General features: G+C 54.3%; 21 protein-coding genes and 1 other annotated feature. Of the genes, 14 read left to right on the forward strand and 7 right to left on the reverse strand.

Features of this window, described 5'->3' with window-relative positions; genetic code table 11:
• Positions 1–56: 56 nt before the first annotated feature.
• On the reverse strand, positions 57–935 hold the full coding sequence (nadK, locus tag V6944_RS16150; RefSeq protein ID WP_185668761.1) for an NAD(+) kinase: 879 nt from the start codon (positions 933–935) through the stop codon (positions 57–59).
• A 121-nt stretch (positions 936–1,056) separates the two neighbouring features.
• On the opposite strand from nadK, the gene grpE reads away from it, so the two are divergent.
• Positions 1,057–1,650 (forward strand): nucleotide exchange factor GrpE, encoded by a 594-nt coding sequence (grpE, locus tag V6944_RS16155; protein ID WP_333499682.1) that lies wholly within the window; start codon positions 1,057–1,059, stop codon positions 1,648–1,650.
• 42 nt (positions 1,651–1,692) lie between these two features.
• On the opposite strand, the gene V6944_RS16160 is transcribed toward grpE, so the two are convergent.
• Together V6944_RS16160 and V6944_RS16165 are read right to left on the reverse strand one after the other, a co-directional pair.
• Positions 1,693–2,979: an HlyC/CorC family transporter gene (locus V6944_RS16160; RefSeq protein ID WP_333499683.1), complete on the reverse strand. Its 1,287-nt coding sequence runs from the start codon at positions 2,977–2,979 to the stop codon at positions 1,693–1,695.
• 16 nt (positions 2,980–2,995) lie between these two features.
• Positions 2,996–3,787, reverse strand: coding sequence for a cytochrome C assembly family protein (locus tag V6944_RS16165; RefSeq protein ID WP_185668764.1), 792 nt, complete (start codon positions 3,785–3,787; stop codon positions 2,996–2,998).
• Between the two features lie 225 nt (positions 3,788–4,012).
• Here V6944_RS16165 and ffh point away from each other — a divergent pair, with 225 nt between their 5' ends.
• The 10 genes from ffh to V6944_RS16215 all read left to right on the forward strand — a co-directional run bounded on the left by ffh (position 4,013) and on the right by V6944_RS16215 (position 12,982).
• Complete coding sequence (ffh, locus tag V6944_RS16170) at positions 4,013–5,377, forward strand: signal recognition particle protein (protein WP_185668765.1); 1,365 nt, start codon at positions 4,013–4,015, stop codon at positions 5,375–5,377.
• A 221-nt stretch (positions 5,378–5,598) separates the two neighbouring features.
• Entirely contained in the window at positions 5,599–5,847 is a 249-nt protein-coding gene (rpsP, locus tag V6944_RS16175; RefSeq protein WP_185064520.1) for a 30S ribosomal protein S16, read from the forward strand.
• Positions 5,848–5,865: 18 nt separating this feature from the next.
• Positions 5,866–6,414, forward strand: a complete 549-nt coding sequence (rimM, locus tag V6944_RS16180) for a ribosome maturation factor RimM (RefSeq protein WP_035894946.1) — start codon at positions 5,866–5,868, stop codon at positions 6,412–6,414.
• A 30-nt stretch (positions 6,415–6,444) separates the two neighbouring features.
• Positions 6,445–7,212, forward strand: coding sequence for a tRNA (guanosine(37)-N1)-methyltransferase TrmD (trmD, locus tag V6944_RS16185; protein ID WP_333496747.1), 768 nt, complete (start codon positions 6,445–6,447; stop codon positions 7,210–7,212).
• A 41-nt stretch (positions 7,213–7,253) separates the two neighbouring features.
• The gene (gene rplS, locus V6944_RS16190) at positions 7,254–7,601 is read left to right on the forward strand and encodes a 50S ribosomal protein L19 (RefSeq protein WP_006687325.1); all 348 of its coding nucleotides are present in this window, start codon (positions 7,254–7,256) and stop codon (positions 7,599–7,601) included.
• A 250-nt stretch (positions 7,602–7,851) separates the two neighbouring features.
• The gene (locus V6944_RS16195) at positions 7,852–8,193 is read left to right on the forward strand and encodes a DUF2946 domain-containing protein (protein WP_442910749.1); all 342 of its coding nucleotides are present in this window, start codon (positions 7,852–7,854) and stop codon (positions 8,191–8,193) included.
• A 55-nt stretch (positions 8,194–8,248) separates the two neighbouring features.
• Positions 8,249–9,619, forward strand: a complete 1,371-nt coding sequence (locus tag V6944_RS16200; RefSeq protein ID WP_333499685.1) for a PepSY-associated TM helix domain-containing protein — start codon at positions 8,249–8,251, stop codon at positions 9,617–9,619.
• A gap of 226 nt (positions 9,620–9,845) precedes the next feature.
• Positions 9,846–10,916, forward strand: a complete 1,071-nt coding sequence (gene aroF, locus V6944_RS16205; protein ID WP_185668768.1) for a 3-deoxy-7-phosphoheptulonate synthase AroF — start codon at positions 9,846–9,848, stop codon at positions 10,914–10,916.
• A 9-nt stretch (positions 10,917–10,925) separates the two neighbouring features.
• Positions 10,926–12,047, forward strand: a complete 1,122-nt coding sequence (gene tyrA, locus V6944_RS16210; protein ID WP_333499686.1) for a bifunctional chorismate mutase/prephenate dehydrogenase — start codon at positions 10,926–10,928, stop codon at positions 12,045–12,047.
• Positions 12,048–12,109: 62 nt separating this feature from the next.
• Positions 12,110–12,982: an SMP-30/gluconolactonase/LRE family protein gene (locus tag V6944_RS16215; protein ID WP_333499687.1), complete on the forward strand. Its 873-nt coding sequence runs from the start codon at positions 12,110–12,112 to the stop codon at positions 12,980–12,982.
• Here the strand turns inward: V6944_RS16215 and pheA are convergent.
• The 4 genes from pheA to bamD all read right to left on the reverse strand — a co-directional run bounded on the left by pheA (position 12,979) and on the right by bamD (position 15,763).
• Complete coding sequence (pheA, locus tag V6944_RS16220; RefSeq protein WP_333496757.1) at positions 12,979–14,139, reverse strand: bifunctional chorismate mutase/prephenate dehydratase; 1,161 nt, start codon at positions 14,137–14,139, stop codon at positions 12,979–12,981. The two genes, V6944_RS16215 and pheA, sit on opposite strands and share 4 nt — an antisense overlap.
• Before the next feature lie 23 nt (positions 14,140–14,162).
• Positions 14,163–14,287: a sequence feature (Phe leader region), on the reverse strand.
• Positions 14,239–14,286: a pheA operon leader peptide PheL gene (gene pheL / locus V6944_RS23350; RefSeq protein ID WP_369709598.1), complete on the reverse strand. Its 48-nt coding sequence runs from the start codon at positions 14,284–14,286 to the stop codon at positions 14,239–14,241. (Overlaps the previous feature by 48 nt.)
• Positions 14,288–14,403: 116 nt before the next feature.
• Positions 14,404–14,745 carry a ribosome-associated translation inhibitor RaiA gene (raiA, locus tag V6944_RS16225; protein ID WP_185668771.1) on the reverse strand — a complete coding sequence of 114 codons (342 nt, stop codon included), beginning with the start codon at positions 14,743–14,745 and terminating at the stop codon, positions 14,404–14,406.
• Positions 14,746–15,019: 274 nt separating this feature from the next.
• Positions 15,020–15,763 carry an outer membrane protein assembly factor BamD gene (gene bamD, locus V6944_RS16230; protein WP_062779280.1) on the reverse strand — a complete coding sequence of 248 codons (744 nt, stop codon included), beginning with the start codon at positions 15,761–15,763 and terminating at the stop codon, positions 15,020–15,022.
• 132 nt (positions 15,764–15,895) lie between these two features.
• Between bamD and rluD the strand changes: the two genes are divergently transcribed.
• The 3 genes from rluD (at position 15,896) to clpB (ending at position 20,307) form a co-directional block, all read left to right on the forward strand.
• On the forward strand, positions 15,896–16,876 hold the full coding sequence (rluD, locus tag V6944_RS16235) for a 23S rRNA pseudouridine(1911/1915/1917) synthase RluD (RefSeq protein WP_035894959.1): 981 nt from the start codon (positions 15,896–15,898) through the stop codon (positions 16,874–16,876).
• Complete coding sequence (gene yfiH, locus V6944_RS16240; protein ID WP_220439699.1) at positions 16,873–17,604, forward strand: purine nucleoside phosphorylase YfiH; 732 nt, start codon at positions 16,873–16,875, stop codon at positions 17,602–17,604. The genes rluD and yfiH overlap by 4 nt, the downstream gene beginning before the upstream one ends.
• Before the next feature lie 129 nt (positions 17,605–17,733).
• Positions 17,734–20,307, forward strand: coding sequence for an ATP-dependent chaperone ClpB (clpB, locus tag V6944_RS16245; protein ID WP_185668773.1), 2,574 nt, complete (start codon positions 17,734–17,736; stop codon positions 20,305–20,307).
• The last annotated feature ends 348 nt before the right edge of the window (positions 20,308–20,655 follow it).

A 20,655-nucleotide genomic window follows, 5' to 3' on the forward strand; every position in this document is an offset into this window, starting at 1 on the left:
TGTATTTTCATACAGTATAAACGGGTTTTTCATCCAGTAAAGGGGCGGCGATAAAATTAGAACAATTTTTTTGACCAGCCGAGCTTGGTGCTTAATGTGTTGAAATAGCTGTAATCTTTAGGGTGGATCAGGTTGAGGTGGTAGTCGCTGCGGCGAATCAGCACGTCTTCGCCTTCCTGAATTGGCAGAGCTATCTGGCTGTCACAGCTGATCTCAAGGTCACTACGGCGATGCGAGAAGCGTAGGCGGATGGTGCTGTTGCTGTTAATCACCAGTGGACGCGCCGACAGCGTGTGCGGGAACATCGGCACCAGGGTAATGGCATCCAGCGACGGCGTCAGAATGGGACCGCCCGCCGAGAGCGAGTAGGCCGTGGAGCCGGTTGGCGTAGAGATAATCAAGCCGTCGGAGCGCTGGGAGAAGGCAAAGGTCTCGTCGATATAGACTTCAAACTCAATCATATGCGCGACTTTGCCCGGATGCAGCACCACTTCATTGATGGCGGTGCTGATGCGTTTCTGGCAGTTTTGCTGGCAAACCTGTGCTTCCAGCAGGAAACGTTTTTCAGCAATAAAGTTACCATCCAGCACATCGGCTAATTGCTGATGGGCGTTATCCGGGTCAAGGTCGGTGAGAAAGCCGAGATTGCCGCGGTTAATACCAATCACGCTGATGTCGTAGCGGGCAAGCGTGCGCGCCGCACCAAGCATATTGCCGTCGCCGCCGACCACCACCGCCAGATCCGCTTTTTGGCCAATTTCCGCCAGCGTGCCGGTCTGGACGTTATCCAGCTTGAGTTCTTTGGCTATCTGGCGTTCAACAATCACCTCATAGCCTTTGGTGCACAGCCAACGATAGAGCATTTCATGTGTCGTCAGGGCCGTCGGGTGACGAGGGTGTCCTACAATACCGATACACTTGAAATGATTGTTCATTTTCTGAATGTCCTTGTGCCGAAGATGGGTGACAATGTGACAGCTTCCCTTGAAACCCGGAATCTGATCCCCATAATAAGCGAAGTTAGCGAGATGATTGCGAAAAAACGCGGAGAAATTCATGAGTAGTAAAGAACAGAAAACGCCTGAGGGGCAATCCCCGGAAGAAATTATCATGGAACAGCACGAAGAAGTTGAGGCGGTTGAACCAAACGCTTCTGCTGACCAGGTGGATCCGCGCGACGAAAAAATTGCGAACCTTGAATCGCAGTTAGCGGAAGCCGAAACCCGCGAGCGCGAAAGCGTCCTGCGCGTGAAGGCAGAAATGGAAAACCTGCGTCGCCGTACCGAAATCGACGTTGAGAAGGCGCATAAGTTCGCGCTGGAAAAATTCGTCAACGAACTGCTGCCGGTGCTGGATAGCCTGGACCGTGCGCTGGAAGTGGCGAATAAAGACAACGAAGAGATGGCGCCGATGATCGAAGGTATCGAACTGACCCGTAAGTCGATGCTGGACGTAGTGGCGAAGTTTGGCGTACAGGTTGTGGCGGACATCAATGTCCCTATGGATCCGAACGTACACCAGGCCATTGCGATGGTTGAGTCTGAAGAGGTGGCTGCTGGCAACGTGCTGATGGTGATGCAGAAGGGTTACACCCTGAACGGTCGTACCATTCGCGCGGCGATGGTCTCCGTCGCGAAAGCGAAGGCATAATCTTCGCTTAACCCTCTCCCCTGGCGGGGAGAGGGGCTATTCTTAATCCTTCACGCTTTCCCGAAGCGGCTTCACCGGATTCACCTGCACCTGCTTAATCACGTTATCCTGTACGTCGAGAATATCGATATCGTACTGGGCAATGCGCACGCGCGTACCCGCAGCCGGGATCTCTTCTAACGCTTCCACAATGATGCCGTTAATGGTGCGCGCTTCGTCTTCCGGCAGATGCCAGTTGAAGGCTTTATTCAGCTCGCGCACGTTGGCGCCGCCGTCGATAATCACCGAGCCATCGTTCTGCGGGTTGACCTCTTCGGCCAGCGATGGCGACATTGAAGTGGTGAAATCGCCGACGATCTCTTCCAGGATATCTTCGACCGTCACCAGCCCCTGAATATCACCGTACTCGTCGACGACCAGCCCGACTTTCTTCTTGTTGCGCTGGAACTTCACTAACTGCGTGCTCAGCGGTGTGCCTTCAGGAACGAAGTAGATTTCGTCGGCGGCGCGCAGCATGACCTCTTTGGTGAACTCTTTTTTCTCGGTCATCAGGCGATAGGCTTCGCGTACGCGCAGCATGCTAATGGCATCGTCCAGCGAGTCGCGGTACAGCACGATGCGGCCGTGCGGCGAGTGGGTGAGCTGGCGAACAATCGATTTCCAGTCGTCGTTGATGTTGATGCCGACGATTTCGTTGCGCGGCACCATGATGTCATCGACGCTGACTTTTTCGAGATCCAGCACCGACAGCAGCATGTCCTGGTTACGGCGCGAGATTTGCGAGCGGGACTCGTTCACGATGGTGCGCAGTTCGTCTTTGCTGAGCGCACTGCTGATGGTGATGTCGGTTTTAATGCCCATCATACGCATCAGAATGCGGGTAATCAGGTTCAGGAACCAGACCAGCGGCATCATCAGAATTTGCAGCGGCGCGAGCAGGAAGCTGCTTGGATAGGCCACTTTTTCCGGGTAGAGCGCGGCAATGGTTTTTGGCAGGACTTCTGCGAATACCAGCACCACGAAGGTCAGCACCCCGGTCGCAATGGCGACGCCCATATCGCCATAAAGGCGCATGCCGACGATGGTGCCAAGCGCGGAGGCCAGGATGTTGACAAGGTTGTTGCCAATCAGCACCAGGCTGATAAGGCGGTCAGGCTTTTGCAGCAGTTTTTCGACGCGACGCGCCGGTTTATTGCCCTGTTTTGCCAGATGACGAAGCCGATAGCGGTTCAGCGTCATCATGCCGGTTTCAGAACCTGAGAAATAGGCAGAGATGACCACCATGATGATCAGCGTAACGATCAGCGTGGTGGTTGAGATATGTTCCAAGTGGATTCCTTAGTACTTAGCCCACGAATTGTTGAATGACACGACTACCGAAATAGGCGAGCGTCAGGATGCCAGCGCCGGCAACGTTAAACCAGACGACCCGGCGACCGCGCCACCCTTCATGGTAGTGGCCCCATAACAAGACGATATAGACGAACCAGGCGATGATGGAAAGGACGGCCTTATCGATATTTTCCATGCTGAAGAGGTTATGCATGTAAAACAGGCCGGTACAGAGCGTCAGCGTGAGCAGCACGACGCCAACCTGGGTGATGTGAAACATTTTACGTTCAATGACCATCAGCGGCGGCATTTCATGGCTGAACGCCAGCTTCTTGTTCTTAAGCTGATAGTCAATCCACGCCAGCTGCAGCGCATACAGCGCGGCAATAATCAGCGTGGCGTAGGAGAACAGCGATAGCCCGATATGCACCATCATTCCCGGGGTGGCTTCCAGGTGAGTAATAAACTCGTTGGGCATAAAGGTGGCGAAGGCGAGGTTGATGAGCGCGAAGGCGTAGACGATAGGCAACAGCAGCCAGCCGCGGTTTCGCGAGGCGACGATGGTCATCACCGTACAGATCATCAGGCTCACCAGCGAGCCGACGTTCAACAGGCTGAGGTTCTGCCCGCTTTCACCGCCCGGCAGAATACGGGCTTCCAGCGCAAACGCGTGGCACACCAGCGCAACGGTGGCAGAAAGAATCGCCATACGCCGCCAGCCGCTGTTTTTTTGCAGCAGACCGGGAATGATCAGCGCCAGGCTGATGGAGTAGGCAACAAGCGCGAGCAGGGCAAAAACAGGCATAAAGTGTCGGCAGTCGTCAAATAGAAGAAAGAGAAGCAGTATATACGCAAAATCATTCGAGTTGTATCAAGGCGCATCGCCTGCGTGAAGGATGATGTGAATGGCGTAACGTGATGCAGCGCTAACCGCAGCATCACAACTCCTTCGCTGTCGTGTTATACTCCGGCAAATTTCCGTATTTTTGGTCGCGCTAGCGACTCACGTTTCCACCCCAGGCGAGAGACAATGTTTGATAATTTAACCGATCGTTTGTCGCGCACGCTGCGCAATATCAGTGGCCGTGGACGCCTTACTGAAGACAACGTAAAAGAGACGCTGCGCGAAGTGCGCATGGCGCTGCTGGAGGCTGACGTTGCGCTGCCGGTAGTGCGTGATTTTATCAATCGCGTAAAAGAAAAAGCGGTTGGTCACGAAGTTAACAAGAGCCTGACCCCGGGTCAGGAGTTCGTCAAAATCGTTCGTAGCGAACTGGTTTCGGCGATGGGCGAAGAGAACGAGACGCTAAACCTGGCGGCGCAGCCACCGGCCGTAGTGCTGATGGCGGGCCTGCAGGGTGCGGGTAAAACCACGAGCGTCGGTAAGCTCGGTAAGTTCCTGCGCGAGAAGCACAAGAAGAAAGTGCTGGTCGTCTCTGCCGACGTTTATCGCCCGGCGGCGATCAAACAGCTGGAAACCCTGGCTGAACAGGTTGGCGTAGACTTCTTCCCGTCCGACGTGGGCCAGAAGCCTATCGACATCGTTAACGCGGCGCTGAAAGAAGCGAAGCTGAAATTCTACGACGTGCTGCTGGTGGATACCGCCGGTCGTCTGCACGTTGACGAAGCGATGATGGACGAAATCAAGCAGGTTCACGCGGCGATCAAGCCGGTTGAAACCCTGTTTGTCGTTGACGCAATGACCGGTCAGGATGCGGCGAATACCGCGAAGGCCTTTAACGAAGCGCTGCCGCTGACCGGCGTGGTGCTGACCAAGGTCGACGGTGATGCGCGCGGCGGTGCGGCGCTCTCCATTCGTCACATTACCGGCAAACCAATCAAGTTCCTCGGCGTCGGCGAGAAAACCGAAGCGCTGGAGCCGTTCCACCCGGATCGTATCGCTTCTCGTATCCTCGGCATGGGCGACGTGCTGTCGCTTATCGAAGATATCGAAAGCAAGGTTGACCGCGCGCAGGCTGAGAAGCTGGCGACTAAGCTTAAGAAGGGCGACGGTTTCGACCTGAATGACTTCTTAGACCAGCTTAAGCAGATGAAAAACATGGGCGGCATGGCAAGCCTGATGGGCAAACTGCCGGGCATGGGTCAGCTCCCTGACAACGTCAAATCCCAGATGGATGACAAAGTGCTGGTGCGTATGGAAGCGATCATCAACTCGATGACGCTGAAAGAGCGCGCGAAGCCGGAAATCATCAAAGGTTCCCGCAAGCGTCGTATCGCCCAGGGCTGTGGCCTGCAGGTGCAGGACGTGAACCGTCTGCTGAAGCAGTTCGACGACATGCAGCGCATGATGAAGAAGATGAAGTCGAAGGGCGGCATGATGAAAATGATGCGCGGAATGAAGGGGATGATGCCACCAGGATTCCCAGGTAGATAATCCCACCGTTGAAGTGTGCTGGCTTCGGTTAGCGCACTTCGACATTGTAAACACGCCGACTTTGCTCTGCCTATGACGGTAACGCCCTGGTTATCGTGCGGTAAAAGGCAGATGTTGATTGCAATTCCCCCAGAAATGAGTAAAATTTTCGGGCTTTTAATATGACACCGGGCCCCTTCCCTCGATGGGGCCCGGTTGTTCTATTCACACAAGAGGATGTTATGGTAACTATTCGTTTAGCTCGTCACGGCGCTAAAAAGCGTCCGTTCTACCAGGTTGTTGTTACTGACAGCCGTAACGCACGCAACGGTCGCTTCATCGAGCGCGTTGGCTTCTTCAACCCAATCGCTTCTGCGACCGAAGAAGGCACCCGTCTGGACCTGGATCGTATCGCACACTGGGTTGGCCAGGGCGCAACTATCTCTGATCGCGTATCTGCGCTGATCAAAGAAGCTAAGAAAGCAGCTTAATCTGTCACGGTGGTCATGATGAGCAAGCAACACACCGCACAAGCACCTGTTGATCCGATCGTATTGGGGAAAATGGGTTCTTCCTACGGTATCCGTGGTTGGCTCAGAGTGTTTTCCTCCACCGAAGACGCCGAAAGCATTTTTGACTATCAGCCCTGGTTAATCCAGAAGGCGGGTCAGTGGCAGACCGTTGAGCTGGAAAGCTGGCGCTACCACAATCAGGATATCGTCATTAAGCTGAAAGGCGTTGACGATCGCGATGCCGCGAATCTGCTGACGAACTGCGAAATTATCGTGGATTCTTCGCAGCTGCCGGCGCTGGAAGATGGAAGCTATTACTGGAAAGACCTGATGGGCTGCCAGGTAGTGACCACTGAAGGCTACGGTCTCGGTAAAGTCATCGATATGATGGAAACCGGGTCGAATGACGTTCTCGTCATTAAGGCAAACCTGAAAGATGCATTTGGTATCAAGGAGCGGTTGGTTCCGTTCCTCGATGGGCAGGTTATCAAGAAAGTCGATCTCGCTACTCGTACTATCGAAGTAGATTGGGATCCTGGTTTTTAAACCACCGGATAAACGGTAAAAGACGGCGCTATGTGGATTGGCATAATTAGCCTGTTTCCTGAAATGTTCCGCGCAATTACCGATTACGGGGTAACTGGCCGGGCAGTTAAAAATGGCCTGCTGAACATCCAGAGCTGGAGTCCTCGTGACTTCACGCATGACCGGCACCGTACCGTGGACGATCGTCCTTACGGCGGCGGACCGGGGATGTTAATGATGGTGCAACCTTTGCGGGACGCCATTCATGCAGCAAAAGCCGCGGCAGGTGAAGGCGCGAAGGTGATTTATCTGTCACCTCAGGGACGCAAGCTTGATCAAGCGGGCGTCAGCGAACTGGCCACGAATCAAAAGCTGATTCTGGTATGTGGTCGCTACGAAGGCATAGATGAGCGCGTGATTCAGACCGAGATTGACGAAGAATGGTCTATCGGCGATTACGTTCTCAGCGGTGGTGAGTTACCGGCAATGACGCTGATCGACTCCGTGTCCCGGTTTATTCCGGGTGTACTGGGTCATGAAGCTTCAGCATTCGAAGATTCGTTTGCTGATGGATTGCTGGACTGTCCACACTATACTCGCCCTGAAGTGTTGGAAGGGATGGAGGTACCGCCGGTTCTGCTGTCGGGAAACCATGCTGAGATACGTCGCTGGCGTTTGAAGCAGTCGCTGGGCCGCTCCTGGCTTAGAAGACCTGAACTTCTGGAAAACCTGGCTCTGACTGAAGAGCAAGCAAGGTTGCTGGCGGAGTTCAAACAGGAACACGCAAAACAGCAACATAAACATGATGGGCTGGTCTGAGACCCCCAAATATCAGTTTACCCAGGATAAGAGATTAAATTATGAGCAACATTATTAAGCAACTTGAACAAGAACAGATGAAGCAGGACGTACCTTCCTTCCGTCCGGGTGATACCGTGGAAGTGAAAGTATGGGTTGTTGAAGGTTCCAAAAAACGTCTGCAGGCATTTGAGGGCGTGGTTATCGCTATTCGTAGCCGCGGTCTGCACTCTGCATTCACTGTTCGTAAAATTTCCAACGGCGAAGGCGTTGAGCGTGTCTTCCAGACTCACTCTCCAGTTGTTGACAGCATTGCTGTTAAACGTCGTGGTGCTGTACGTAAAGCTAAACTGTACTACCTGCGTGAGCGCACTGGTAAGTCTGCTCGTATCAAAGAGCGTCTTAACTAAGATTCGCGCAAGCGACATCCTGTTAAAAAGGGCTGGCCGAAAGGCTGGCCCTTTTTTATGTCTGCGGCTAACGACATGACAGCGTAGCGCTAACGATGTAAAAATCCCCCATAAAAAATGGCACCTCTCGTTAACAGTTATTAGCTAAATCATTTACAATGCCCGCTCGCGTCAGGAGAGTCGAGTGAGCAGAAAAGCCTTCAACCTATCAGCACTAAAACAGCGAGCCGCCTGGCTGGCGCTGTTTGCTATGGCGCTGATTATTGTTGCCCCGCTCATCTCGATTTCGTTGCAGCAAGCGCCCATGAGCGCCATGCCGGGCATGCATCATGACATGAGTATGTCGATGCCGATGTCAGGTCACCATTCTGCCCCTGAAAGCATGCCTATCGATCACGGTGAGGCCTGCGGCTACTGCGTGCTTCTCACCCATGTCCCGGGCCTGATTCTGGCCCTGTGCGTTTTGCTAAGCGCGCTGATGCTTCGTGTGGCGACCGCGTCTTTCCCGCCGTTGGTTTTCCACTGGCGCGACTTCCCCTGGCTGTTCCCCGATACCCGTGCGCCACCGGCGCCGTCTGCTTTACCTGCTTAATAACGATAACTGACGCTTTAGCGTCTCATCGCTCTCGTTTGCATAAAGGAAGAGTATGACAACCTGCACCTCGCGGGCGGCATGGGTGCACCTGCTGCGCCGCCTGCATTTTTTTATCGGCCTGTTTGTCGGGCCTTTTATTTTCGTCGCAGCCCTGACCGGCACGCTGTATGTCGCCACGCCTCAACTGGAGAACCTGATCTATCGTCAGGCGCTGCAAGGGGAGGTGAGCGGTGAACGGCATTCGCTCGCTGAACAAATTGCCGTGGCTGAACGTGCGTTGGGTGCACCGCTGCGTCTGAGCGCAGTACGGCCTGCGCTGGAAGCGGGGGAGACGACGCGGGTGATGTTCGACGACCCTGCGCTTGCGCCCTCTGAAAACCGCGCGATCTTTATCGACCCGATAACCCTCGCGGTGAAAGGCGATATGACGGTCTACGGCACCAGCGGCATCTTACCGCTGCGGCAATGGATTAATTATGCCCATCGTTCGCTGCTGTTGGGGGATATCGGACGTTTGTACAGTGAGCTGGCAGCATCGTGGATGTGGATTGCTGCGCTGGGTGGAGTTGCACTGTGGGCCTTTACCCGGCCAAAACGCCGCATTAAAAACCGCCTGCAGAATACCCGCCGCGTTCACGTCACCCTTGGCTGGTGTCTGCTTGCCGGCATGCTGCTGTTTTCGGCGACCGGCTTAACCTGGTCCCAATGGGCGGGCGGCAACGTTGATAAGCTTCGCGCGACTTTTGGCTGGTTAACGCCGCAGGTGAATACCCAGCTACACGGTAGTGAGGCGATGGTGATGGACCCGCATGCGGAGCATCATGCGCATCATCATGGAATGGTGATGAGTGAGCCGCCGATCGCCGTGGATCGGATTGATGCGATCCTCCAGGCGGCACAACGAGGCGGTATTGCTGCAACACATCTCGAGATCCGACCGCCGCGCAGTGTGGATCGCGCCTGGACGGTGACGGAAATCGATCGCCGCTGGCCGACGCAGGTTGATGCGGTGGCTATCGATCCCGGCTCGCTGGCTATTCTCGACTATACCCAGTTCGCCGATTTCCCGCTGATGGCAAAACTCACCCGTTGGGGTGTGGATTTCCACATGGGCGTGCTGTTCGGCTTGCCTAACCAGCTGCTGCTGATGGCGTTTGGCCTGGCGCTCTGTGTCGCGATCGTGATGGGCTATCGCCTCTGGTGGATCAAACGTCCGGCGCAGTCAACGGTGAGCCCTATCCAGACGCTGGCGCAAAGCTGGCTGGCACTAGCTCTCCCTGGCAGGGTTCTCACACTGCTGCTGGCGATAGCGTTCGGCCTGGCGCTGCCGGTGATGGGGGCGAGTCTGCTACTGTTTGTGATTATCGACTGGCTACGCTGGCGTAATACGCTGGTTCAGCGAGTGTCGCAGACGGCTGAGTAGCGGCCTCAGTGCCGTTGCGTATTGTATGGCGAGCACGCAGGTGCTCGCCTTTTTTATGTGTGTAATTTTTAATTTACACTTATTGGGCGATTATTTTGCGATTAAATGGCATCTGTAAATAATAATTTACGGATTTTGGATTGAAATCTTTACTCGTTATGATATTGTGGCTGCACCTCATTGAGGAAACCACTATCGCAAACGAGCCATAACAGGTAATGCCAACATGCAAAAAGACGCGCTGAATAACGTAAATATCGCCGATGAACAGATTCTGATCACCCCGGATCAGTTGAAAGCTGAATTCCCGCTCACCGTTGAGCAGGAAGCGCAAATCGCCCAGTCACGTAAAACGATTTCTGACATTATCGCCGGCCGCGATCCGCGCCTGCTGGTAGTGTGTGGGCCTTGCTCTATTCACGATCCTGAAGCTGCCATCGAATACGCGCGTCGATTTAAAACCCTTGCGGAAGAGGTCAGCGATAGCCTCTACCTGGTTATGCGCGTCTATTTTGAGAAGCCTCGTACTACCGTTGGCTGGAAAGGGCTTATCAACGATCCGCACATGGATGGCTCGTTTGATGTGGAAGGTGGTCTGAAAATTGCGCGTAATCTGTTGGTAGAACTGGTCAGCATGGGGCTGCCGCTGGCAACCGAAGCGCTGGACCCGAACAGCCCGCAGTACCTGGGCGACCTGTTTAGCTGGTCCGCGATTGGTGCGCGTACTACCGAATCTCAAACCCACCGTGAAATGGCGTCTGGTCTGTCGATGCCGGTTGGTTTCAAAAACGGTACCGATGGTTCACTGGCGACCGCTATCAACGCCATGCGTGCGGCGGCAATGCCACACCGTTTTGTCGGTATCAACCAGGCCGGTCAGGTCTGCCTGCTGCGTACCCAGGGTAACCCGGATGGTCATGTGATCCTGCGCGGTGGTAAAAAACCGAACTACGGCCCGGAAGATGTGGCGCAGTGTGAAAAAGAGATGGAACAAGCAGGACTGCGCGCATCGCTGATGGTAGATTGCAGTCATGGTAATTCCAATAAAGACTACCGCCGTCAGCCTGCGGTGGCGGAATCCGTTGTCGCACAGATCAAGGATGGTAACCGTTCCATTATTGGTCTGATGATTGAGAGCAATATTCACGAAGGTAACCAGTCTTCCGAGCAGCCGCGCTGTGAGATGAAATACGGCGTATCGGTCACCGATGCCTGCATCAGCTGGGAAGCGACGGACGCGCTGCTGCGTGAGCTCGACAAGGATTTGCGCGGCCATCTGGCGGCTCGTCTGGCGTAAGAGGATTGTATGGTTGCTGAACTGACCGCGCTGCGCGATCAAATTGATGAAGTAGATAAAGCGCTGCTGAGCCTGCTGGCTAAGCGCCTGGAACTGGTGGCGGAAGTCGGGGAAGTCAAAAGTAAATATGGCTTACCGATTTACGTCCCGGAGCGTGAAGCGTCGATGCTGGCTTCACGCCGTAAAGAAGCGGCCGCGCTGGGCGTGCCGCCCGATTTGATTGAAGATGTGCTGCGTCGCGTAATGCGCGAATCTTACTCCAGCGAAAACGACAAAGGCTTTAAAACCCTGTGTCCGTCGCTGCGCCCGGTGGTGATCGTGGGTGGCGGTGGCCAGATGGGGCGGCTGTTTGAAAAGATGCTGACGCTGTCAGGCTATCAGGTACGGACGCTGGAGAAAAATGACTGGGCACGCGCGCCGGAGCTGGTCGCTGACGCCGGAATGGTGATTGTCAGCGTCCCTATCCACGTGACCGAGCAAATCATTGAGAAGCTGCCGCCGTTGCCTGCGGATTGTATTCTTGTCGATCTGGCGTCGGTAAAAGCGGGCCCGTTACAGGCCATGCTTTCCGCGCACCAGGGCCCCGTTTTAGGGCTGCACCCGATGTTTGGCCCGGACAGTGGTAGCCTGGCAAAACAGGTGGTGGTGTACTGCGACGGCCGCCAGCCGGAAGCGTACCAGTGGTTCCTCGAGCAGATTCAGGTCTGGGGCGCGCGTTTGCATCGTATCAGCGCGGTTGAGCATGATCAGAATATGGCCTTTATTCAGGCGTTACGTCACTTTGCGACCTTTGCTTACGGTCTGCATCTGGCAGAAGAGAACGTCCAGCTAGAGCAACTGCTGGCGCTCTCATCACCCATTTACCGCCTGGAGCTGGCGATGGTCGGGCGACTGTTCGCTCAGGACCCGCAGCTGTATGCCGACATCATTATGTCGTCCGGTAACAACCTGGCGCTGATTAAACGCTACTACCAGCGTTTCGGCGAGGCTATTGGCCTGTTGGAGCAGGGGAACAAACAGGCGTTTATCGACAGCTTCCGTAAAGTTGAACACTGGTTTGGCGACTACGCTCAGCGCTTCCAGAGTGAGAGCCGCGTCCTGTTACGACAGGCGAACGACAGTCGGCAATAACGAAACTGTATATACTTGAAAGCCAGGGGAAATCCTCTGGCTTTTTTTATGGGATAACGAGAATGGCTGACGCAAACCTGCTGTTTGATTACACCGGCCACCTGCCGGAATGTCCGACCTGGAGCGAAGCGGAACAGGCGCTCTATTGGGCGGACATCATGGAGTGTGAAATTCACCGCTATGCGCTGGCGACCGGTGAGCACCGGGTTTTACAGTTCCCGGAAGAGGTGGGCTGTTTTGCGCTGCGGGAGAACGGTGGCTTTATTGTCGCTCTACGCAGCGCTATCTGGCTTGCCGACAGCCGCGGCCTGCTGCAGCATAAAGTTTGCGATAACCCGAGTAACCCGCAGCTGGCGCGCTTTAACGACGGCGGCACTGACCGCGACGGACGTTTTTATGCCGGAACCTTCTGGGGGCCGGGTGACTATAACGGCGCGCTGCTGGTGCGGATTGATAATCAGCTGACGCCGAAAGTGGTGCAGTGTGATATTCACGGCGCCAACGGGCTGGCCTTTAGCGAAGACAAACGCTGGATGTACACCTCCGATACGCCAAATGGCGTGATTTATCGTACGCCGCTGGATGAGCATGGCGAGCCGCAAAAGCGTGAGGTGTTCCGCCAGTTTATAGCGGGGGAGGGCATTCCTGACGGGGCGGCTATCGACGAAGAAGGGTGCTACTGGAGTGCGATGTTTGACGGCTGGCGGGTGGCGCGTTTCTCGCCGACGGGTGAACAGCTTGCTGAGTATCGCTTACCGGTACGCTGCCCGACGATGGTGTGCTTTGGTGGCGCGGATAGGCGCACGCTGTTTATCACCACCACCCGCGAGAACATGTCGGCGGAGGAAATCGCGCAGTATCCGCTTTCCGGCGCCATCTTCACCCTGCCGGTAGAGGTAGCAGGGATGAAGAAGCTGCCGTTTATTGAACGTTAAACCGGGTCGACGGGGACCACGTTTTCACTTGGATAGCAGCCCAGTACTTTCATGGAACGGGTGATCCCGGAGAGTTCTTTCAGCGCCTTTTGCATTGGCAGGGATTCCAGGTTGGCCTGGATATCGAGATAAAACATCTCTTCCCACGGGTTGCCGTAAATAGGGCGTGATTCGAGCTTGGTCATGATCAGGTTGTGGTTGCGCAGCACCAGCAGCGCCTCAACCAGCGCACCGGCCTGTTGTCCGGTCGCGATAAGCAGAGTGGTCTTCGCCGGAACCTGGTCGGAAACATTGACTGATTTACGTGCCAGCACCAGGAAGCGGGTAATGTTCTGCGTCTGGTTAGCCTGGCAATGCTCCAGTACTTGCAGACCATACAGCTTCCCGCCAGCTTCGCTGCCCAGTGCGGCAACGGTTGGGGAGTTGGCCTGCGCCACTTTTTCCATCGCCGCCGAGGTGCTCTCGGTGTACTCAATTTTCCACTGCGGGTAGTGGCTCAGGAACTGGCTGCACTGCTGGAACGGCTGTGGGTGGCTGTAGACCGTCTCGATGGTCTCAAGCGTCGTCGTACCGTTCACCAGCACGCAGTGGTCGATAGGCACCGTCATCTCGCCCACAATCGACAGGCTGGTGTGCTGCAGCAGGTCGTAGACATCGTTAATCCCGCCGGAGCTGGTATTTTCAATCGGCACGACGGCGTAGTCGGCCTGACCGGTCTCGACCTGATTAAAGATATCGGCGAACTTCAGGCAGCCGCTTTCGATGAACTGTTCAAAGTGGCGAGCGGCGTACTGACGTGCCGCCAGATGGGAGTACGACCCTTTTGGTCCCAGAAACGCGATGCGCGCTGAGTGCGGGTTAATCTGGTTTAAATGCTGTTGCAGCAGGGTTTGCTGGGTCAGGACAGAATCTTCAATGATGAGCTGGAACAGCCGCGTGATGTAGTGCGCATCAAGCTGGTGGGTTTTGCCGATGGTGATAAGACGCTCCAGCAGGTCACGCTCGCGGTCGATGTCGCGCACCGGGCGATGGGAGGCTAGCTTGGCTTTGCCAACTTCCACGGCGAGGCCGCGGCGTTCTGCCAGCAGGCTGACCAGTTTTTCATCGAGGGCGCTTATCTTATCGCGTATTGCCAATAACGGGTTTTCCGAAGTCATCATGTTTGCCTTTCTTGTTATCAATAAAAAAGGCCTCCCGGGTGGGAGGCCTTATTGTTCGTCTTCGCATTCTTTATCTCACGACGAAACGCCTCCCAATCAGGGGAAGGTAAAAAAGAATGCGAAGAAAAACGGTAGTCGTATCACTGCAGGTTAATTCCTTAGGGTGGTGAGGTTTTACAGTACCCGCTCTGTTTTCGTTCTGTCAATAAAAAACGCGCCCGAAGGCGCGTTGGCGATACACATTAAAGTACAAAGTTCAGTTTACTCTTCTTCAACTTCTTCAACGAAGCTTGCGTCTTTCACCGATGTGGTGGCGCGACGGGCTTCCCCTTTGTGTTGCACCTTATTGAGCTGCCGTTCCAGCTTGTTGATCAATTCGTTAATGGCGGTGTACATATCTTCATGTTTAGCGCTGGCGACCAGATGCCCGTTCGGGGTATTCATCGTGGCGTCCGCTACAAATCCCTGTGGCTCTTTGGACAGGATGATATGCGGGTTGATTAAGTGGGTTTGCCATTTTTCCAATTTTGAGAGACGGTCTGCGACATGCTGGCGAATAGCCGGAGTAATTTCCATTTGTTTACTGGTAATGTTCATTGTCATAAATTTTACCTCTTGTCTTTCCGTCTTGGTGATTCCAGCATACCTCGGATTTGGTTAAAATGTGTGATCAAGATCACATTATTTTGTCACTTTTTGTCAGTGCATTCATTTTGTGAGTCAGGACAGGAAGAAGTGATTTTTTACTTGTCGGTTCGGGAAAATGCAGCCATATTTGATAGGATGACCTGGAGCTAAACCGCTTCAGCAATGACGTGAAACGAATAAAAAAACGGCAGCCTCAGGGCTGCCGTTTTGCTTGATAGGATTGTCCGAATCAGGACTGGGTGTTTTTGCTGTTGGCCGCAATGATTTTTGCGACTTTGTCAGCCTGCGCGGTCATCTGCATTTCACGATAGGCGTTTTCCATCTTAGGAAGCGCGTCGCGGGTGGCCTGCGTGTCCGGGTAGTTACGCATCATATTTTCAGTGCGGTTAACCACGGCTACCCATGCACCACGTGCAGTGTAGTAATCAACAACGGAAAGTTCATATTTCGCCAGACGATCTTTCAGGAAGACCAGACGCTTGTTGGCATCGGTGACGTACTGACTGTTCGGGTAGCCGCGCACCAGCTTCGAGAAGTCATTGAATGCGTCACGCGCGTGCTGCGGATCGCGGTCGGAACGATCGACGCCGAAGAAGCCCTGCAGCGCGCTATCATCCAGCGCCATATTCGTCAGACCACGCATGTACATCACGTAGTCGATGTTCGGATGGGTTGGATTCAGACGGATGAAACGGTCAATTGCGGCCTGGGCCAGCGGCAGATCGGCATTTTTATAGTATGCGTAGATCAGATCCAGCTGAACCTGCTGAGAATATGGTCCGAACGGATAGCGGTTATCCAACGCTTCCAGTTGCGTTATTGCCTGTTTCCAGTTACCGTCCTGCAGCTTTTGCTGAGCAGTTGCGTAGATTTCATTAGGCGGATTATCAGGAACTTCGTCCTTTGAACCAGAGCACCCCGCCAAAGCCAGGCTCAACGTGGCCGCTGCCACCAGATATTTCATGCGCGTCATGACGTTTTGACTTTCCTCAAAATGTTTATACGGGATATTCATAGTTCCTGTTCCCGATTAAGACCAGCTACAATAGCACACTATATTAAACGGCGAAGCCGTAAAAACCCAACGTTAACGAAGAAGCTGTATATGGCACAACGAGTACAACTCACCGCAACGGTGTCCGAGTCACAACTTGGACAACGCTTAGATCAGGCTTTGGCCGAAATGTTCCCTGATTATTCGCGTTCGCGCATAAAAGAATGGATCCTCGACCAACGCGTACAGGTAAATGGCAAAGTTTCAGACAAGCCAAAAGAGAAAGTCATGGGCGGCGAAACCGTCTCTATTGACGCCGAAATCGACGAAGAGATCCGCTTTGAAGCGCAGGATATCCCACTCGATATCGTTTATGAAGATGACGACATTATGGTCATCAACAAACCGCGTGACCTCGTGGTGCACCCTGGTGCCGGTAACCCGGACGGCACGGTGCTGAACGCGCTGCTGCACTACTATCCGCCGATTGCCGATGTGCCGCGTGCGGGCATCGTACACCGTCTGGATAAAGACACGACCGGTTTGATGGTGGTGGCGAAAACCGTCCCTGCGCAAACGCGTCTGGTGGAATCGCTGCAGCTGCGTGAGATCACCCGTGAGTACGAAGCGGTCGCGATTGGTCACATGACCGCAGGCGGTAGCGTTGAAGAACCGATCAGCCGTCACCCGACCAAGCGTACGCACATGGCGGTACACCCGATGGGTAAACCGGCGGTAACGCACTATCGCATCATGGAGCACTTCCGTGTGCACACGCGTCTGCGACTGCGTCTGGAAACCGGACGTACGCACCAGATCCGCGTGCACATGGCGCATATCACCCATCCGCTGGTGGGCGATCAGGTCTATGGTGGCCGCCCGCGTCCGCCGAAAGGCGCATCGGATGAGTTCATTTCCGTACTGCGTAAGTTTGACCGTCAGGCGCTTCACGCGACCATGCTGCGTCTCTATCACCCGATTTCGGGGATTGAAATGGAATGGCATGCGCCAATCCCGCAGGATATGGTTGATCTGATTGCGGTGATGCGCGACGACTTTGAAGAACATAAGGATGACGTAGACTGGCTATGACCAAAATCATTGTCCCGGAGTGGCCGCTGCCAGCAAGCGTAGCGGCCTGCAGTTCAACGCGCGTGGGCGGGGTTAGCGAAGGGGCATGGGATTCTCTGAATCTCGGTGCCCACTGTGGCGATAACCTGGAGCACGTAGAAGAGAACCGTAAGCGTATGTTCGCGGCAGGTAAACTGCCGTCGAAACCGGTGTGGCTTGAGCAGGTGCACGGTAAAGAGGTTTTGCATCTGACCGGTGAACCTTATGCCTCTAAGCGCGCCGATGCTTCCTATAGCAATACGCCCGGGACTGTGTGTGCGGTGATGACAGCCGATTGTCTGCCGGTGCTTTTCTGTAATAAAGCCGGAACCGAAGTCGCTGCGGCGCATGCCGGATGGCGCGGGCTGTGCGACGGCGTGCTGGAAGAGACCGTTGCCTGCTTCAAAGATAGCCCAGAGAACATTATTGCCTGGCTTGGCCCGGCGATTGGGCCGCTGGCTTTCGAAGTCGGCCCGGAAGTGCGTGAAGCGTTTATGGCGAAAGATGCCAATGCGGTCAGCGCCTTCCGTCCTGCCGGCGAAAAATACTATGCTGATATCTACCAGCTGGCGCGTCAGCGTTTGGGGAATATCGGCGTAACCGCACTCTTTGGCGGTGACCGCTGTACCTTCAGCGAAAAAGATGATTTCTTCTCTTACCGCCGTGACCGTACTACGGGTCGTATGGCAAGTTTCATCTGGCTGATATAACCTATAGAATCAAGACGATCCAGAAGGCAGACATTTTTTTCTCATTGACTAGGTCATTTAACCTTGAATAATTGAGGGATGACCTCATTTAATCTCCTGTAGCAAATTTGACCTAGTATGGGAGGAGTCATGCGTCTGGATCGTCTTACCAATAAATTCCAGCTTGCTCTTGCCGATGCCCAGTCGCTCGCACTGGGGCACGACAACCAATTTATCGAACCTCTTCACTTAATGAGCGCCTTGCTGAATCAGGAAGGGGGCTCGGTACGTCCATTATTAACCTCTGCCGGCATTAATGCTGGCCAGTTGCGTACCGCTATCGATCAGGCGTTGAGCCGTTTACCTCAGGTGGAAGGCACCGGTGGTGACGTGCAGCCGTCTCAGGATCTGATGCGCGTGTTGAATCTTTGCGACAAGCTGGCGCAAAAACGCAACGATAACTTTATTTCGTCAGAGCTGTTCGTTCTGGCGGCGCTTGAGTCACGTGGCACTCTGACCGACCTGCTGAAATCAGCGGGGGCGACAACGGCCAATATTACTCAGGCTATTGAACAGATGCGCGGGGGGGAAAGCGTGAACGATCAGGGTGCCGAAGACCAACGTCAGGCATTGAAAAAATACACGGTCGATCTGACCGAGCGCGCCGAGCAGGGAAAACTTGACCCGGTTATCGGTCGTGATGAAGAAATTCGCCGTACTATTCAGGTGCTGCAGCGTCGTACGAAAAACAACCCGGTATTAATCGGTGAACCGGGCGTCGGTAAAACCGCCATCGTTGAAGGGCTGGCGCAGCGCATTATTAACGGTGAAGTTCCGGAAGGCTTAAAAGGCCGCCGTGTACTGGCGCTGGATATGGGCGCGCTGGTGGCCGGGGCGAAATACCGTGGTGAGTTTGAAGAGCGTCTGAAAGGCGTACTGAACGACCTGGCGAAACAGGAAGGCAACGTCATCCTGTTTATCGATGAGTTGCATACCATGGTCGGTGCGGGTAAAGCCGACGGCGCGATGGACGCCGGTAACATGCTGAAACCGGCGCTGGCGCGTGGGGAACTTCACTGTGTGGGGGCAACAACGCTGGATGAATACCGCCAGTACATCGAAAAAGATGCGGCGCTGGAACGTCGATTCCAGAAAGTGTTCGTGGCTGAGCCTTCGGTGGAAGATACCATCGCGATTCTGCGTGGTCTGAAAGAACGTTATGAACTGCACCACCACGTGCAGATTACTGACCCGGCAATCGTAGCGGCAGCAACGCTGTCTCACCGCTATATCGCCGACCGTCAGTTGCCGGATAAAGCTATCGACCTTATCGATGAAGCGGCGTCCAGTATTCGTATGCAGATTGACTCGAAGCCGGAAGAACTCGACCGACTCGACCGCCGTATCATTCAGCTGAAGCTGGAACAGCAGGCATTAATGAAAGAGTCTGATGAGGCGAGTAAGAAACGTCTCGACATGCTGAACGATGAGCTGAGCGATAAAGAGCGTCAGTACTCTGAGTTGGAAGAAGAGTGGAAAGCGGAAAAAGCCTCCCTCTCCGGCACGCAGACGATTAAGGCAGAACTGGAGCAGGCGAAAATCGCCATCGAGCAGGCGCGTCGCGTCGGTGACCTGGCGCGGATGTCCGAGCTGCAGTACGGCAAAATTCCAGAGCTGGAAAAACAGCTGGAAGCGGCAACGCAGTCTGAAGGTAAAACCATGCGTCTGTTACGTAATAAAGTGACGGATGCAGAGATTGCCGAAGTACTGGCGCGCTGGACCGGTATTCCGGTTGCCCGCATGCTGGAAGGCGAGCGTGAGAAACTGCTGCGTATGGAGCAGGATCTGCACAGCCGCGTCATTGGACAGAACGAAGCGGTTGAAGCGGTATCGAATGCGATTCGCCGTAGCCGTGCGGGGCTGTCCGATCCTAACCGTCCGATTGGTTCATTCCTGTTCCTGGGGCCAACCGGGGTAGGTAAAACCGAACTGTGTAAAGCGCTGGCTAACTTTATGTTCGACAGCGACGACGCGATGGTGCGTATCGACATGTCCGAGTTTATGGAGAAACACTCCGTGTCTCGTCTGGTCGGTGCGCCTCCGGGATATGTCGGTTATGAAGAGGGCGGTTATCTGACGGAAGCGGTGCGTCGTCGTCCTTATTCCGTCATTCTGCTGGATGAAGTCGAGAAAGCGCATCCGGATGTGTTCAACATTCTGCTGCAGGTTCTGGACGACGGTCGTCTGACCGACGGGCAGGGGAGAACGGTCGACTTCCGTAACACGGTGGTCATCATGACCTCTAACCTCGGTTCCGACCTGATCCAGGAACGTTTCGGCGAACTGGACTACGGGCATATGAAAGATCTGGTACTGGGCGTGGTCAGCCACAGCTTCCGTCCAGAGTTTATCAACCGTATTGATGAAGTGGTTGTCTTCCATCCATTGGGTGAAAAACATATCGCTTCGATTGCCCAGATTCAGCTGCAGCGTCTGTACCAGCGTCTGGAAGAGCGTGGCTACGAAACGCAGATGTCTGATGAAGCGCTGCAGTTGCTGAGTCAGAATGGTTACGATCCGGTATATGGCGCACGTCCGTTGAAACGTGCTATCCAGCAGCAGATCGAAAACCCGCTGGCCCAGCAGATTCTGTCTGGCGAGCTGATTCCTGGCAAAGTTATCCGCCTGGAAGTTAAAGACGACCAGATTGTGGCAGTGCAGTAAGTCACAAAAAGAAGAAAACGAGCCCTTTTGGGCTCGTTTTTGTTTAAAAACCAGGCAAAAATAAGAGAGTTGGATGAAAAGTGAACGAATGATAAGTTTTTTATAATTTATGCTTGCGACTTCTCAGTATCTCCCTATAATGCGCCTCCACTGACACGGAACAACGGCAAACAAGCCGCCGGGTCAGCGAGGTTCTCCTGAGAATCTCGAGAGACGAAAGCGAAAATAAATGCTTGACTCTCAAGCGGGAAAGCGTAATATGCACATCCCGCGCCGCTGACAAAAGCGAAGCGGCACTGCTCTTTAACAATTTATCAGACAATCTGTGTGGGCACTCGAAGATACGGA

It is taken from the genome of Kluyvera sp. CHPC 1.2972, from assembly GCF_036759925.1.
GTDB lineage: Bacteria > Pseudomonadota > Gammaproteobacteria > Enterobacterales > Enterobacteriaceae > Kluyvera.

Excerpts from the sequence above, each read along its gene's own strand:
- nadK (WP_185668761.1), bottom strand. The coding sequence starts at position 935 with ATGAACAATCATTTCAAGTGTATCGGTATTGTAGGACACCCTCGTCAC.
- grpE (WP_333499682.1), top strand. The coding sequence starts at position 1,057 with ATGAGTAGTAAAGAACAGAAAACGCCTGAGGGGCAATCCCCGGAAGAA.
- V6944_RS16165 (WP_185668764.1), bottom strand. The coding sequence starts at position 3,787 with ATGCCTGTTTTTGCCCTGCTCGCGCTTGTTGCCTACTCCATCAGCCTG.
- ffh (WP_185668765.1), top strand. The coding sequence starts at position 4,013 with ATGTTTGATAATTTAACCGATCGTTTGTCGCGCACGCTGCGCAATATC.
- rpsP (WP_185064520.1), top strand. The coding sequence starts at position 5,599 with ATGGTAACTATTCGTTTAGCTCGTCACGGCGCTAAAAAGCGTCCGTTC.
- rimM (WP_035894946.1), top strand. The coding sequence starts at position 5,866 with ATGAGCAAGCAACACACCGCACAAGCACCTGTTGATCCGATCGTATTG.
- trmD (WP_333496747.1), top strand. The coding sequence starts at position 6,445 with ATGTGGATTGGCATAATTAGCCTGTTTCCTGAAATGTTCCGCGCAATT.
- rplS (WP_006687325.1), top strand. The coding sequence starts at position 7,254 with ATGAGCAACATTATTAAGCAACTTGAACAAGAACAGATGAAGCAGGAC.
- V6944_RS16195 (WP_442910749.1), top strand. The coding sequence starts at position 7,852 with ATGGCGCTGATTATTGTTGCCCCGCTCATCTCGATTTCGTTGCAGCAA.
- V6944_RS16200 (WP_333499685.1), top strand. The coding sequence starts at position 8,249 with ATGACAACCTGCACCTCGCGGGCGGCATGGGTGCACCTGCTGCGCCGC.
- aroF (WP_185668768.1), top strand. The coding sequence starts at position 9,846 with ATGCAAAAAGACGCGCTGAATAACGTAAATATCGCCGATGAACAGATT.
- tyrA (WP_333499686.1), top strand. The coding sequence starts at position 10,926 with ATGGTTGCTGAACTGACCGCGCTGCGCGATCAAATTGATGAAGTAGAT.
- V6944_RS16215 (WP_333499687.1), top strand. The coding sequence starts at position 12,110 with ATGGCTGACGCAAACCTGCTGTTTGATTACACCGGCCACCTGCCGGAA.
- pheA (WP_333496757.1), bottom strand. The coding sequence starts at position 14,139 with ATGACTTCGGAAAACCCGTTATTGGCAATACGCGATAAGATAAGCGCC.
- raiA (WP_185668771.1), bottom strand. The coding sequence starts at position 14,745 with ATGACAATGAACATTACCAGTAAACAAATGGAAATTACTCCGGCTATT.
- bamD (WP_062779280.1), bottom strand. The coding sequence starts at position 15,763 with ATGACGCGCATGAAATATCTGGTGGCAGCGGCCACGTTGAGCCTGGCT.
- rluD (WP_035894959.1), top strand. The coding sequence starts at position 15,896 with ATGGCACAACGAGTACAACTCACCGCAACGGTGTCCGAGTCACAACTT.
- yfiH (WP_220439699.1), top strand. The coding sequence starts at position 16,873 with ATGACCAAAATCATTGTCCCGGAGTGGCCGCTGCCAGCAAGCGTAGCG.
- clpB (WP_185668773.1), top strand. The coding sequence starts at position 17,734 with ATGCGTCTGGATCGTCTTACCAATAAATTCCAGCTTGCTCTTGCCGAT.